This window comes from Thermus sediminis, assembly GCF_003426945.1.
Classification (GTDB): Bacteria; Deinococcota; Deinococci; order Deinococcales; family Thermaceae; genus Thermus; species Thermus sediminis.
In genome coordinates, this window is sequence record NZ_QURO01000004.1 from 224735 (window position 1) to 238467 (window position 13733).

Sequence of the window (13733 nt, forward strand, 5' to 3'; positions counted from 1 at the left end):
TATGCAGGGAACGCTTCTGGAACACCTGTACCGGCACGCCCAGGAGCAGCCGAATGCCCCGGCCCTCAGGGTGAAGCGCCTGGGTGTCTGGCAGAAGACCTCCTGGCGGGATCTCCTGGAGCGGGTGCTGTGTCTCGCTGGGGGGCTTGCTGCCCTGGGCCTGAGGGATGGGGAGGTCCTCGCCATCCTGGGCCACAACGCCCCGGAGTGGGTGGAGGCCGAGCTCGCCGCCCAGGTCCTGGGGGCCTTTCCCATGGGCATCTACGCCGACGCCATGCCCGAGGAGGTGGGTTACTTCTTGGAGTTCACAGGGGCCAGAGGGATCGTGGTCTCCGACGAGGAGCAACTGGACAAGGTCTACCCCTACCTCCACCTCCTGGACTTCGTCCTGGTCTGGGAGGAGGCGGGGATGAGCCGCCACTTCGGGGGCAAGGTGCGCCGCTTCAGCCAGGCCTTTGGGGACCGCAGGGTGGGGGAGGAGGCCCTAAAGGGGCGGCGGCCCCAGGAGACCGCCCTCCTCGCCCCTACCTCGGGGACCACGGGGCGGAGCAAACTGGCCATGCTCTCCCACGCCAACCTTCTCGCTGGGCACCGGGCCCTCGCCCAAGCCCTGGGCTTCCAGAAGGGGGCCTGGGTCTTCAGCTACCTGCCCCTTCCCTGGATCGGGGAGCAGATGCTCACCGTGGTCCAGAGCCTGGTGGAGGGCTTCACCGTCCACTTCCCCGAGGACCCCACCACCCTCCGGGAGGACCTCAAGGAGGTGCAGCCCGACTTCTTCCTGGCTCCGCCCAGGCTCTGGGAGGACATGGCGAGCCTCATCCAAAGCCGCATGGCCGATGCCGACCCTCTCAAGGGGTTCTTCTACCGCGTAGGGATGGGGGCGCTGTTGGAGGGGGCAAGCCGGGAGTTCCGGGGGGAGGGGGTGGGCCTCTGGCTGGGGCTCAAGCGGGCCCTCTTCTACCCCCTCATCGCCAGGCCCCTCCGGGCCAGGCTCGGCCTCGCTGCCTGCCGCATCGCCGTCACCGGGGGGGCACCTCTGGGCCCCGAGGTCTTCACCTTCTTCCGGGCCCTGGGTCTGGACATCCGCCAGGTCTATGGCCAGTCGGAGACGGCCGCCGCCACCACCGCCCATACCATAGGGGACGCCCCCCCCGAGACCGTGGGGCCCCCTCTCCCCGGTGCGGAAGTGCGCCTGAGCGAGGAGGGGGAGATCCAGGTAAAAGGCCCCCAGGTCTTTCAGGGCTACTTCAAGCAGGAAGCAGCCACCCAGGAGAGCTTCACCGCGGACGGCTTCTTCCGCACCGGGGACGCGGGTTTCTTTGACGAGCGGGGGCACCTGGTCATCCTAGGCCGGGTGAAGGAGGTGGGGGCCCTTCTGGACGGCACCCGCTTCGCCCCCCAGTTCCTGGAGAACCGCCTCAAGTACTCCCCCTACATCCGGGAGGCCGTGGTCCTGGGCCACGGCAAGCCCTTTGTCACCGCCCTCATTGAGCTGGACCCGGAGAACGTGCAGAACTGGGCCAGAAGGCGGGGCCTCCCCTTCACCACCTACCTCTCCCTCACGGAGCGCCCCGAGGTCCGGGCCCTGATCGCCGAGGAGATCCGCATGGTGAACCAGACCCTGCCGGAGAGGCTCAAGGTCCGCCGCTTCGCCATCCTGCCCAAGGAGCTCCACCCCGACGATGAGGAGATCACCCGCACCCGGAAGGTGCGCCGCCAGGTGGTGGAGGCTCGCTACGGCCCGGTGATCCGAGCCCTCTACGGGGGAGGGGGGCAGGTGGAGGTGGTCCTCCCCATCCGCTACCTGGAGGGGGAGGGGAGGCTTCAGGCCACCCTCGAGGTCCAGGAGGTCTAGGGTGTACGCCCTTTCCAAGCGCCTCACCGACGCCTTCAGCCGCCGCTATGCCCGGGCGGTGCGGGAAACCTACCGGGAGGACGAGGCCTACGCCAGCACCCCTCTGGGGAGGCTCGCCCTTTACGCCTTCCTCGCCCTTCTCCTCCTCCTGCCCCTTCTCCTAGGCCCCTATCCCATGTACGTGGCCACCCTGGTGGCCATCGGGGCCCTCTCCGCCCTGGGGCTCCACCTCCTGGTGGGCGGGGCGGGGCAGATCTCCCTGGGCCACGCCGCCTTCATGGGGGTGGGGGCCTACGCGGCCAGCCACCTCACGGGCCCCCTGGCCCCTTTGGGCATCCTCCTGGGCGGGGGCATCGCCGCCCTCCTGGGCTTAGCCCTGGGCCTCCCCTCCCTGCGCATCAAGGGGGTGTACCTGGCCATCGCCACCCTGGCCTTCCAGTTCCTGGCGGACTACGTGTTCAAGAGCTGGGAGGCGGTCACCGGGGGCATCCGGGGCCGCACCCTGCCCCCAGCAGAGTTTTTGGGCTTTACCCTGGACTCCGCGGATAGGCTCTGGTACCTGGTCCTCCTCTTCCTCCTCCCTCTCTTCCTCTACGGCAAGCGCCTCCTCATGACCCGGGCCGGGCGGGCCTTCATGGCGGTGCGGGACAACGACCTATCCGCCCGGGTGGCTGGGGTGGACCTCACCCGGGTGAAGCTCCTGGCCTTCGCCCTTTCCGCCTTCTACGCCGGGGTGGCAGGGGGGCTTTTGGCCCAGCTCTACAGGGCGGTGACCCCAGAGTACTTCCCCCTTGGCGTCAGCATCCAGTACCTGGCCATGGTCATCGTGGGCGGGGCGGGAACGGTCCTGGGGGCGGTCCTTGGGGCCTTCTTCGTCCTCCTCATCCCCGAGGTCCTGAATAGCTACGTGGGAGCCTTAGGGCCCCAGTACGCCGCGGCCCTCGCTGCCTGGCGCAACGTCCTCTTTGGCCTCCTGATCCTGGTCTTCCTGATCCTCGAGCCCCTGGGCCTGGTGGGGCTTTGGGGGCGGGTGAAGAACTACTTCCGCACCTGGCCGCTGCCGTACTGAGGCCCTGTCTGGGCGGGGATGCGGGCTTGACGGGCGCCCCAGGTGGGGGTAGAGTGGGTGTACTTACCGGTCGGTCGTCCATGGTGACCCCCACCCGCACCCGCATCTTGGAGGAGGCTGCCAAACTCTTCACCGAGAAGGGCTACGAGGCCACCAGCGTCCAGGACATCGCCCAGGCCTTGGGCCTTTCCAAGGCTGCCCTTTACCACCACTTCCGCAGCAAGGAGGAGATCCTCTACGAGATCAGCCTCCTGGCCCTCGAGGGCCTGGTGCGGTCAGGGGAGCAGGCTTTGAAAGAGCCGGATCCCAGGAGGGCCCTGCTGCGCTTCATGGAGGCCCACGCCCGCTACTTTGGGGAGAACTACCCCTTCTTTGTGGCCATGCTCCAGGGCCTGCAAAGCCTCTCTCCGGAGAGGCGGGCCCAAACCGTGGCCCTCCGCGACCGCCATGAGGAGAACCTGCGGACCATCCTGCGCTGGGGGATGGAGGCCCGGGCCTTCCGCCAGGTGGACGCGGCCCTGGCCGGGCGGGGGGTGCTCTCCCTCCTCAACTGGATGATCCGCTGGTTCCGGCCGGAAGGCCCCATGCGGGCGGAGGAGGTGGCCCGGGCCTACTTTGACCTCATCTTGAGGGGCCTCGAGGCCAGGGATGGGCCATCTGGGCCCCTCTGACGGGGTAAGCTGCACCCAAGGGGTACAATGGGGAGGGGAGGAAGGTATGAAGGGGCATCCCGAGGTCATCCAGAGCTTGCAGGAAAGACTTTCTGAGGAGCTGGCGGCCATCCTGCAGTACATGGTCCACGCGGAGATGGCGGAGAACTGGGGCTTCAAGGCCCTGGCCCAGCACCTCAAGGCCCATGCCATCACGGAGATGCGCCACGCCGAGAAGCACATTGAGCGCATCCTGTTTCTGGAAGGCTTCCCCGAGGTGAGCCGCATCGGGGAGATCAAGATCGGGAAGAACGTCCAGGAGATCCTCTTCAAGGACTACGAGGGGGAGCTCCAGGCGGTCAGGGGCTACAACGAGACCATGAACCTGGCCCAGGGCCTCGGGGACAACGGCACCCGGGAGATGGTAGCGGAGATCCTCAAGGATGAGGAGGCCCACGTGGACTGGCTGGAGACCCAGCGGGACCTCCTGGAACAGATGGGTCTGAGCAACTACCTGCAGTACCTGGCCGGGGAGATGGAGTAGGGTCTAGGGTACCGGGGCCTTGAGGTGCTTCCTCGCCCAGCCCTCTACCGCCTGGATCACCGCCTCTAGCTCCTCCCCCGAGGGGGTGAGGCGGTAGCGGGTGCGGGGGGGCATGTAGGACTCCACGGTCTTCTCCACCACCCCCAGGCGCACCAGGTGGTCCAGGCGCTGGGACAAGGTGGCTGGGTTCACCCCGCCGATGGCCCGGGAGAGCTCGTTGAACCCCTTGGGCCCCTCGAGGAGAGCGCGGACGATGTGCAGGGTCCACTTCTCCTGCAGGAGGTTGAGGGCGGCGTAAACGGGGCAGAAGGCGCCTTCTCCCTGCGCCATGGCCCCATGGTAGCACGCTAGAGGTCGGGTAGCCTCGAGGCCGCCTCCTTAAGCCTCTCCCGGGAGGCGTGGAGGTAGATCTGGGTGGTGGCGATGGACTCGTGGCCCAGGAGGTCCTTCACTGCATCCAGCTCCACCCCGCTTTCTACCAGGAGGGTGGCGTAGGCGTGGCGGAGCTTGTGGGGGGTAAGGCGCCTGGGGTCAAGCCCCGCCCGGATGGCGGCCTCCCGGAACCTAGCCTCCACGTAGCGGGCGGAGGGTACCCGGCCCCGGCGCTTGCCCTGGGCAAAAGTGAATATATTCACATTTCCCTGAGGCGGTCCCAGCTCCAACAGGACGCCCTGGGCTGTCCGGGAAAGGGGCACCAGCCGCTCCTTATTGCCCTTGCCCACCACCCGCACGGCCACGGGATGCCCGTTTTCCTGCAGGATGTTGCGCCCCTTTAGGAGGAGGGCCTCGGAGATCCTCAGGCCCGTGCCGTAGAGGAATCGGGCCAAGGAGGTGAGCAAGCGGGCCTCCTTTTCCTGGGACAGGGCCTCGAGGAAGCGCCGGAGCTCCTCGGGGCTTGGGTGGAGGGGAAGCCGCCTCCCGGCCTTGGGCCGGCCGATCCCCTCGGTGGGGTCCTCCACGGCCTCGCCCCGCACCTGGGCCAGGTAGCGGTAGTAGCTCCTAAGGGCGGCCAGGAACCCCTGGACCCGCCTGGGGGCCCAGCGCTCCTCGAGGAGGAGGGCCCGCACCGCCTCGGGGCCTGGCGGGAGGCCCTGGGCCTTTAGGAAGCGGAGCCAGAGGGCCAGGTCCTGGAGGTAGCGGCGAACCCCCCGGGGGGAGTACCCCCGCTCCAGGAGGAGGTACTCCGCATAGGGGGCCAGGGGCAGAAGGGCCTCCGTGGGCTTTTTAACGCCGATGGTTTTCCATATAACGGGGATGGCGGGTTCGGTCACGGGGGCATTATACATGCGCGAAATGTACCTTTCGCGAAATATTAGGCCGGAGGGCGCCGACAGGATCACTCCCCTTTGGGAAAGGCCAGGGGCCGCCCCCGGTGCCAAAGCACCTCAAAGGGCACCTCGTAGACCTCCTGCAGGAGCTCGGGGCGCAGGAGCTCCGAAGGGGGCCCATGGGCCAAAAGCCGTCCTCCCTTGAGGAAAACCAGCCAGTCCGCGAAAAGGGCGGCTAGGCTGAGGTCGTGGAGGGCGGAGAGGACCAGGCGCCCTCCCCGGGCCAGGCGGCGGCAGAGGGCCATAACCTCCAACTGCTGCTTGGGGTCCAGGTGGTTGGTGGGTTCGTCCAGGAGGAGAACGGGGGTGTCCTGGGCCAGGACGCGGGCCAGGTCCACCCGGGCCCGCTCGCCCCCAGAGAGGGAGGGGTAGGGCCGGTGCGCCAGGTGCAGGGCCCCGGTCTGGGCCAAGGCCCAGGCCACGCGCTCCGCCTCTTTGGGCCCCCTTCCGTGGGGAAGCCGCCCCAGGGCCACCACCTCCCAAGCGGTGTAGGGAAAGGCCACCCCCCGGTGCTGGGGCAAAAAGGCCCGCATGAGGGCGAGCTCGCGGGGCGTGTAGGCCCGGAGGGACTTCTCCCCCAGCCGGACCTCCCCCTTTGAGGGCGCCCACTCCCCGCCCAGGAGGCGCAGGAGGGTGCTCTTCCCCGCCCCGTTGGGGCCCAGGAGGACCACCAGGGACCCGGCGGGAAGCTTCAGGTCCACCCCCTCCACCAGCCAGCGCCCGTTGCGGGCATGCCCCAAGGCCCGGGCCTCAAGCATGCCTCCCCTCCCCCAGGACCAGATAGAGGAACAGGGGACCCCCTAGGACCGTGGTCAGGAGCCCCACGGGGAGCTCCGCCGGGACGAAGAGGGTCCGCGCCGCCAAGTCCGCCAGCACCGCAAGGCTCGCCCCCCCTAGGAAGGCCCCCGGGAGGAGGAAACGGTGGTCTGACCCGACCCACCGCCGCAAGAACCAGGGCACGAGGAGGCCCACAAAGGCGACGTTGCCCCCCGCGGCCACCGCGGCCCCCACCGCCAGGCTGGACCAGGCCAGCGCCCACCTCCTAAGGGCCCGCACGGGCACCCCCAGGTGAAAGGCCTCCTCCTCCCCCAGGGCCAGGGCGTTCAGGAAGGGGGCCAGGCGGAGGAGGGCAAGCCCGCTCAGGAGGAGCATCCCAGCAGTCAGGGCTGCGCTCTCCCAGCTAGCTCCGGCAAAACTGCCCAGGGTCCAAAAGCTAAGGCTCCGCCCCTGGGGATCCTCGACGAGAAACTGGAGGACCCCCAGGACACCCCCCAGGGTGAGGCCGGCCACCACGCCCACGAGGAGGAGGACCGGGCCCTCCCGGTGGGCCAACCGGGAGAGGAACCCCGCCAGGGCCAGGGCCCCCATGGCGGCGAAGAGGGGGAGGAGCCAGGGGAGGGAGGGCCAGAGGGCCAACCCCAGGAGGGCCCCCAAGGCTGCCGCTCCACCCATCCCCACGAGCCCGGGCTCCACCAAGGGGGTCCGGAATACCCCCTGCAGGGCGGAGGCGGCCATGGCCAAGCCTCCCCCCACCAAGGCCGCCAGGACCACCCGGGGGAAGCGGATGTTCCAGAGGACGGCGGCGCGCTCCCCCCCTTCGCGAAGGGCCTGGGGAAGCTCGGGGAGAGGGATGGGGTAGGCCCCTTGGGAGGCGGCCAGGAGCATGGCCAGGGGGAGGAGGGCGGACAAAAAGGCCAGACCCCTGGCATAGGGCCGCCCGGCCGAGACGGGTTCCCTCACCTCCGGAGGTCTGGGTGCGGGATGAGGACCTGCCCGCCCTTCTCGTAGATGGCCTCGTGGAGGTCCAGGGCCCCCTTACCCACGGTGTAGCCGTACCCGGAGAGGTAGGTGACGTCCATGGCCACAATCCGGCCCGCCCTGCCCGCGGGGGTTTCGGCCACCCCAGGCAGGCGCAGGACCGCCTCAAAGCTGAAGGGCTGGTCGGGGAAGACGGGAACCAGGATGACGTCAGGCCGGGCGGCCACCACGGCCTCGGCGCTCAGGTTCACGCATCCCCGCAACGCCCCGGGAGCCGCCACCCTCCTCACCGCATTCTGGGCCCCCGCCAGGGCAATCAGGCCAGCCCCGCTGGCCTCCTCCCCGCAGACAAAGGTGTTGCGGGGGTCCCGGGGGTAGAGGTAGAGGACCCGGGCCTCCGGGCCCCTGCGCACCAGGAGCTTGGAGCGGAGGGCCAAGAGGTCCCGCTCCAAGGCCCGGACCAGCTCTTCCCCGCGGCCCACCTGGCCCACGGCAGCAGCCACGGTGCGGATCTTCCTCTTGACCCCTTCCACCGTGGGCTCATCGGGCACCAGGACCACGCTGACCCCAGCACGGCGGAGCTGCTCCAAGGCCGGGGGCGGACCCGCCTCCGAGACCGCGAGCACCAGGGTGGGCCGCTGGGCGAGGATGGCCTCTGCGTTGAGGCGGAAGAAGAGGCCCACGTCGGGCTTGCGGAGCACCTGGGAGGGGATGTAGGAACCCGTGTCCCGCGCCACGATGCGGTCGGCCACCCCAAGTCTCCCTAGGATCTCAGAGATGGAACCGCCGATGCTGACGATGCGTTCGCTGCTCCTAACCTCAACCTCCCGGCCAGTGGCGTCGGTAACCCGGACCGGCTGGGCCCAAGCTAGCCCCAATAGGAGTGAAAGGACCAGTAGGCGCATAGCCAGGGTGAAGGCAAGGCCCAAGGCTCCAAAGGGTCAAGGGGCTCGGCTACAGAGGGGGCCTCGAGGGCGGGGGGTCGTCCACTCCCTTCCCTTTGCCGCCAAAACCCAGGCGGTAGGCGACCCCTAACTCCGGAGACCCCTTTTGCCGGGGCTTCGCCGTCTGGGGTTTCCCTACCGGACGAAGAAGGGAAGGATCTGGTCCAAGGGGGGTAAAACCCGTGGTTGGCTTATCCCCCGTGGGGAGGGAGGGGCGCAAACGTGAGTTGGGACACTTGCCCCTTGGTTTTGGCCGTGATAGCCTAACAAGCGACCGTTAGCCATGGACCGCCGCAGCCAAATCCTCCAGATGGCCGGCCACCTCTTCAGCCAGCGGGGCTACCACGCCACTAGCATCCGCGACCTGGCCCAGGCCCTGAACCTCCAGGGGGGAAGCCTCTACGCCCACATCGCCTCCAAGGAGGAGCTCCTTCTGGAGGTGGTGCGCCAGGCGGCGGCCCGCTTCCAGGAGGTGCTAGAGGGCCTCCCCGAGGCCGGTCCCAAGGAGAAGCTGGTGGCCCTGGTGAAGGGGCACCTTAGGGTTATCGCCGAGGAGCTTCCCCGGGCCACGGTCTTCTTCCACGAGTGGAAGCACCTCTCCCCTCCCCTCCTGGAGGAGGCCAAAGCCCTCCGCCGCCGCTACGAGGAGGGGGTGCAAAGGGTGATCGCCGAGGGGGTGGAGAAGGGGGTCTTCCAGGTGGAGAACCTCCGCCTGGCCACCCTCTTCCTCCTCTCGGCCCTCAACTGGACCTACCAGTGGTACCGACCCCAGGGGCCGATGCCCTTGGAGGAGTTTTCGGAAGCCTACGCCGGGATGGCGCTCAGGGCCCTTGGCGCGGGAGAAGGAGGTGAGGATGGTCAAGCTTAGGATCGGCTACCCCGAGGACCCCGACTACAGGGAGCGCCTAGAGGAGTTTGAGGCCCGCATCGCCCGGGGGGAGAAGATCGAGCCCGGGGACTGGATGCCCGCGGAGTACCGCCGCCAGCTCATCCGCATGATCTCCCAGCACGCCCATAGCGAGTGGGTGGGCATGCTCCCCGAAGGGGCCTGGATCACCCGGGCCCCCTCCCTCAGGCGGAAGCTCATCCTCCTGGCCAAGGTCCAGGACGAGGCCGGCCACGGCCAGTACCTCTACCACGCCGCCGAGACCCTGGGGGTGACCCGGGAGGAGATGGTGGAGGCCCTGCTCTCGGGCCGGGCCAAGTACTCCAACATCTTCAACTACCCCACCCTGACCTGGGCGGACATCGGCATCATCGGCTGGCTGGTGGACGGGATGGCCATCAAGAACCAGACCATGCTGGCCCAGTGCTCCTATGGCCCCTACTCCCGGGCCATGGTGCGCATCTGCGCCGAGGAGACCTTCCACCACAAGCAGGGGAAGGAGGCCGTCCTCCTCTACGCCCGAGGGAGCAGGAAGCAGAGGCAAATGGTCCAGGACGCCTTGAACCGCTGGTGGTGGCCCACCCTGATGATGGCGGGGCCCCACGACACGGACTCCCCCCATACCCCCCTCCTCCTCCGCTGGGGCATCAAGACCAAGACCAACGACCAGATCCGCCAGGAGTTCCTAAACGAGCACGTCCCCGAGCTCCTGGAGGCGGAGCTTTCCATCCCTGACCCCGAGCTTCGCTACGACGAGAAGACGGGGAACTGGCTCCACGGCCCCATCCCCTGGGACGAGTTCTGGAAGGTGATCGGCGGCGAGGGCCCCATGAACCGCCACCGCCTCCTGGCCCGCAGGCGGGCCCACGAGGAGGGGCGCTGGGTGCGGGAGGCCCTCGAGGCCCACGCAAGGCGGCACCTGGCCCAGGCCGCCGACTAGGAGGCCTTTATGTGGGGAACGGAGTGGCCCCGGTGGGAGGTCATCAAGCAGGACACGGAGAGGAGCCTCCCCCAGATGGTGGGCTCGGTGCACGCCGCAGACCCCGAGCACGCCCTCCTCACCGCCCGGCACGTCTTTGTGCGCAGGCCCTCGGCCTATGCCCTCTTCGTGGCCCCGGCGGAGGCCTTCTTCCACGTGACCCAGGAGGCCCTGAAGGACCCAAGCGCCCTGGAGGTGCCTGAAGGAGAGGAGGAGGCCTACTGGGTCTTCGCCAAGAGGAGCCACCGCCGGAGCATGATCTACGGGGACCTGGTGGGCCGCTTCCTGGCCAAGAGCCCGGGGGAGGCGGTGAAGGAGGCCCTCCTCCAGGCCCAGGGGGTGGCCTTCTGGGCGGTGCCGGAAAGGGTCATTACCGGCACGGAGCCCAAGGCGGAGGTGGTAGAGAGCTGGTTTGCCCCCGCCAAGGACAAGACCTACCGCCTGCAGTCCCACTACGGCCTCGTCACCGCTAAGGAGGTGGAGGATGCTTGACCCCTACCTGAAGGAGGCCTTGATCCAGAAGCTCACCGCCATGGCCGACGACGAGGTGGTCCTGGCCCAGAGGCTTTCCGAGTGGGTGGCCCACGCCCCCATCCTCGAAGAGGACATCGCCATCGCCAACCTGGCCCAGGACGAGCTGGGGCACGCCAAGCTCTACCTGGACCTGAGGCGGGAGCTAGACGGCTCCGACCCCGACGGGCTCGTCTTCCTCCGGGACCCCCTGGACTACCGGAACGCCGTCCTGGTGGAGCTTCCCAAGGGGGACTGGGCCTTCACCATGGTGCGGCAGTACCTCTTCGACGCCTACGAGAACCTCTGGCTGAAGGAGGCGGCCTCTTCCCAGTACCCCCCCCTGGCGGAGGTGGCAGGCCGCATCCTCAAGGAGGAGCGCTTTCACCTGAAGCACTCCTCCCTCTGGGTGGAGCGGCTCGCCCTGGGGACGGAGGAGTCCCACCGGAGGGCCCAGGAGGCCCTGGACCTCCTCTTCCCCTACGCCCGCCAGCTCTTCCGCCCCTTGGAGGGGGAGGAGGCCCTGGTGGAGGCGGGGATCCTGCCGGACCCCTTGGCCCTCGAGGGCCCCTACCTGGAGGAGGTGGGGGGCTTCCTCAAGGGGGTGGGGCTTAGGGTGCCCGAGGGCGGGTACGTGCCCAAAAGCCGCAAGGAGCATACGGAGTACCTTTGGTCCCTCCTCGCCGAGATGCAGTCCGTGGCCCGCTGGGACCGGGAGGCCAAGGCGTGGTAGCGCGCTACTGGGAAGCCCTAAAAGGGGTCAAGGACCCGGAGATCCCCGTCCTCAACATCGTGGAGATGGGGATGGTCCTGGGCCTGGAGGCGGAGGGGGAGCGGGTCAGGGTCCGCTTCCGCCCCACCTTCTCGGGCTGCCCTGCCCTGGCCCTCATCCGGGAGGAGATCCAAAAGGCCCTGGAGGCGGCGGGGGCAAGGGAGGTGGAGGTGGTGGAGGAAAGGACCCCCTGGAGCACCGAGGCCATGACGGCGGAGGCCAAGGAGAAGCTCCTTTTGTATGGCATCGCCCCGCCCCTTCCCCTCCCCATGGCCCACAGGGACCCCGCCTGCCCCCGGTGCGGAAGCCCCCAGGTGGTCCTCAGGAACCCCTTCGGGGCCACGCTCTGCAAGATGCTCTACCAGTGCCAGGCCTGCGGGGAGGTGTTTGAGGCCTTCAAGGCGGTCTAGGGCCAAGGGTCTAGAGGCAGGGATGGTATGCGCAAGCTGCAGAGCTACCTGATGGGCGCCTGGCGGGAGGGTGCCCGGGAAGGAGGGGTCATCCGGGATGCCGCCACCGGGGAGGCGCTTTTCTGGGTGACCTCGGAGGGGCTTCCCCTAAAGGAGGCCGTGGCCTGGGGGAGGGAGGTGGGGGGAAAGGCCCTTCTTGCCCTTGGCTTCCAGGAAAGGGGAAGGCGTCTTAGGGCCTTGGCCCAGTACCTCTCGGAGCGCAAGGAGGAGCTTTACCGCCTCTACGCCACCACCGGGGGCACGGGGCGGGACGCCTGGTACGACGTGGACGGGGGGATCGGGGTGCTTTTCGTCTACAGCTCCTTAGCCCGCTCCCTCCCCGAGGGGAACCTGCTTCCCGAGGACGAGTACATCCCCCTCTCCAAGGACCTCTCCTTCCAAGGGCGGCACGTTCTGGTACCCAAAGGGGGGATCACGGTCCAGATCAACGCCTTCAACTTCCCGGTCTGGGGGCTTCTGGAGAAGCTGGCCCCGGCCTTCCTAGCCGGGGTGCCCACGCTGGTCAAGCCCGCCACCCCCACGGCCCATGTGGCCGAGGAGCTGGTGCGCCTCGTGGTGGACTCGGGGCTTCTGCCTGAGGGAAGCCTCCAGTTCGTGGCCGGGGGGCTGGGGGAGGCCCTCGAGGCCCTGGACCACCGGGACAGCGTCTACTTCACCGGTTCCAAGGCCACCGCGGACCGCCTAAGGGCCCACCCCGCCTTCCTCAGGGGAGTCCTCTTCAACGGGGAAACGGACTCCCTGAACGCCGCCATCCTGGGGGAGAAGGCGGGGGAGGAGGAGCTAGACCGCCTCGGCCAGGAGATCGCCCAGGAGCTCACCATCAAGACGGGCCAGCGGTGCACGGCCATCCGGCGGGTCCTGGCGCCGGCAGGGCGTCTGGAGGCCCTTCTAGAGGCCACTCGGAAGCACCTGGAGGGGCTTGTCCTGGGGGACCCCCGGGAGGAGGGGGTGGACCTGGGGCCCCTGGCCTCCCTGGCCCAGAAGGAGGAGGTGGAAAGGGCGGTGGAGGGCCTCCTCGAAGCGGGGGCCAGGGTCTACTGGGCCCACCCGGGAAGGCGGGACGGGGCCTTCTTCCCCCCCACCCTCCTCCTGGCCGAGGACCCCTGGGCCGAGGCCCTCCACCGGATTGAGCCCTTCGGCCCCGTGGCCACCTTCTTCCCCTATAGGGACAGGGAGGAGGCCCTGGGGCTCGCCCGCCTGGGCGGGGGGATGCTGGCGGCCACCGTGGCCACGCCGGACCCCGAGGAGGCCCGCCTCTTCCTCCTGGGCCTTGGGGGGGAGGTGGGAAGGGTCCACCTCCTGAACCGGCGGGACGCCAGGACCTCCACGGGCCACGGCTCCCCCTGCCCCGCCTCCTCCACGGGGGGCCGGGCCGGGCCGGGGGGGGATGGAGCTCGGGGGGCTGCTCTCCGTGAAGGCCCACCTGGCCCGCCTCGCCCTCCAGGGGGACCCGGAGACCCTCCAGGCCCTCACCGGGGAGTACGCCAAAGGGACGGAGAAGCCCGCCCAGATCCACCCCTTCCGCAAGTTCTACGAGGAGCTAGAGATCGGGGAAACCCTCACCACCCACCGCCGCACGGTGACCGAGGCGGACATCGCCCTCTTCTCCGCCCTCTCCTGGGACCACTTCTACGCCCACACCGACGAGATCTCGGCGCGGGAGAGCCTCTTTGGTAAGCGGGTGGCCCACGGCTACTTCGTCCTCTCCGCCGCCGCCGGGCTCTTCGTGGACCCCGCCCCGGGGCCGGTGTTGGCCAACTACGGCCTCGAGGGCCTCCGCTTCACCGAGCCCGTGGCCGCCGGGGACACCCTCCAGGCCCGCCTCACCGTGAAGGGGAAGCGCCCCCGGGATGAGAGGACGGGGGTGGTGGAGTGGGCGGTGGAGGTGCACAACCAAGAAGGGAAGGCGGTGGCCGCCTACACCATCCTCACCCTGGTGGCCCGGAAGCCTTGAAGGCACCTCGGCCA

At 69.0% G+C, this 13733-nt stretch carries 14 protein-coding genes and 1 pseudogene; 10 read left to right on the forward strand and 5 right to left on the reverse strand.

Annotation, left to right across the window (positions count from 1 at the left end):
• The first annotated feature begins 1 nt into the window (after window position 1).
• The 4 genes from ATI37_RS01910 (at window position 2) to bfr (ending at window position 4118) form a co-directional block, all read left to right on the forward strand.
• Window positions 2-1855 (forward strand): AMP-binding protein, encoded by a 1854-nt coding sequence (locus tag ATI37_RS01910; RefSeq protein WP_117236868.1) that lies wholly within the window; start codon window positions 2-4, stop codon window positions 1853-1855.
• Between the two features lies 1 nt (window position 1856).
• Window positions 1857-2924 carry a branched-chain amino acid ABC transporter permease gene (locus tag ATI37_RS01915; RefSeq protein WP_117236870.1) on the forward strand — a complete coding sequence of 356 codons (1068 nt, stop codon included), beginning with the start codon at window positions 1857-1859 and terminating at the stop codon, window positions 2922-2924.
• A gap of 80 nt (window positions 2925-3004) precedes the next feature.
• Entirely contained in the window at window positions 3005-3595 is a 591-nt protein-coding gene (locus ATI37_RS01920; RefSeq protein WP_117236871.1) for a TetR/AcrR family transcriptional regulator, read from the forward strand.
• A gap of 46 nt (window positions 3596-3641) precedes the next feature.
• Window positions 3642-4118 (forward strand): bacterioferritin, encoded by a 477-nt coding sequence (gene bfr, locus ATI37_RS01925; RefSeq protein WP_117236872.1) that lies wholly within the window; start codon window positions 3642-3644, stop codon window positions 4116-4118.
• 3 nt (window positions 4119-4121) lie between these two features.
• On the opposite strand, the gene ATI37_RS01930 is transcribed toward bfr, so the two are convergent.
• The 5 genes from ATI37_RS01930 to ATI37_RS01950 are packed head-to-tail and all read right to left on the reverse strand — an operon-like array spanning window position 4122 to window position 8109.
• Window positions 4122-4448, reverse strand: a complete 327-nt coding sequence (locus ATI37_RS01930) for a winged helix-turn-helix transcriptional regulator (RefSeq protein ID WP_117236873.1) — start codon at window positions 4446-4448, stop codon at window positions 4122-4124.
• 17 nt (window positions 4449-4465) lie between these two features.
• Window positions 4466-5404 (reverse strand): tyrosine-type recombinase/integrase, encoded by a 939-nt coding sequence (locus tag ATI37_RS01935; RefSeq protein ID WP_117236874.1) that lies wholly within the window; start codon window positions 5402-5404, stop codon window positions 4466-4468.
• 50 nt (window positions 5405-5454) lie between these two features.
• Window positions 5455-6204: a heme ABC transporter ATP-binding protein gene (locus ATI37_RS01940; protein WP_117236875.1), complete on the reverse strand. Its 750-nt coding sequence runs from the start codon at window positions 6202-6204 to the stop codon at window positions 5455-5457.
• Window positions 6197-7186 (reverse strand): FecCD family ABC transporter permease, encoded by a 990-nt coding sequence (locus ATI37_RS01945; protein ID WP_232822417.1) that lies wholly within the window; start codon window positions 7184-7186, stop codon window positions 6197-6199. The genes ATI37_RS01940 and ATI37_RS01945 overlap by 8 nt, the downstream gene beginning before the upstream one ends.
• Window positions 7183-8109, reverse strand: a complete 927-nt coding sequence (locus ATI37_RS01950) for a heme/hemin ABC transporter substrate-binding protein (protein WP_117238482.1) — start codon at window positions 8107-8109, stop codon at window positions 7183-7185. Before ATI37_RS01950 ends, ATI37_RS01945 begins: the two co-directional genes overlap by 4 nt.
• 322 nt (window positions 8110-8431) lie before the next feature.
• On the opposite strand from ATI37_RS01950, the gene ATI37_RS01955 reads away from it, so the two are divergent.
• The 6 genes and pseudogenes from ATI37_RS01955 to paaZ all read left to right on the forward strand — a co-directional run bounded on the left by ATI37_RS01955 (window position 8432) and on the right by paaZ (window position 13719).
• Window positions 8432-9016 (forward strand): TetR/AcrR family transcriptional regulator, encoded by a 585-nt coding sequence (locus ATI37_RS01955; protein WP_117236876.1) that lies wholly within the window; start codon window positions 8432-8434, stop codon window positions 9014-9016.
• Complete coding sequence (paaA, locus tag ATI37_RS01960; protein ID WP_117236877.1) at window positions 9003-9974, forward strand: 1,2-phenylacetyl-CoA epoxidase subunit PaaA; 972 nt, start codon at window positions 9003-9005, stop codon at window positions 9972-9974. The genes ATI37_RS01955 and paaA overlap by 14 nt, the downstream gene beginning before the upstream one ends.
• A gap of 9 nt (window positions 9975-9983) precedes the next feature.
• The gene (locus ATI37_RS01965) at window positions 9984-10505 is read left to right on the forward strand and encodes a phenylacetic acid degradation protein (RefSeq protein ID WP_117236878.1); all 522 of its coding nucleotides are present in this window, start codon (window positions 9984-9986) and stop codon (window positions 10503-10505) included.
• Window positions 10498-11256, forward strand: a complete 759-nt coding sequence (paaC, locus tag ATI37_RS01970; protein WP_117236879.1) for a 1,2-phenylacetyl-CoA epoxidase subunit PaaC — start codon at window positions 10498-10500, stop codon at window positions 11254-11256. The genes ATI37_RS01965 and paaC overlap by 8 nt, the downstream gene beginning before the upstream one ends.
• Window positions 11250-11705: a 1,2-phenylacetyl-CoA epoxidase subunit PaaD gene (paaD, locus tag ATI37_RS01975; RefSeq protein ID WP_198665485.1), complete on the forward strand. Its 456-nt coding sequence runs from the start codon at window positions 11250-11252 to the stop codon at window positions 11703-11705. Before paaC ends, paaD begins: the two co-directional genes overlap by 7 nt.
• 27 nt (window positions 11706-11732) lie before the next feature.
• Window positions 11733-13719 (forward strand): annotated as a pseudogene (paaZ, locus tag ATI37_RS01980) (phenylacetic acid degradation bifunctional protein PaaZ).
• Window positions 13720-13733 lie beyond the last annotated feature (14 nt).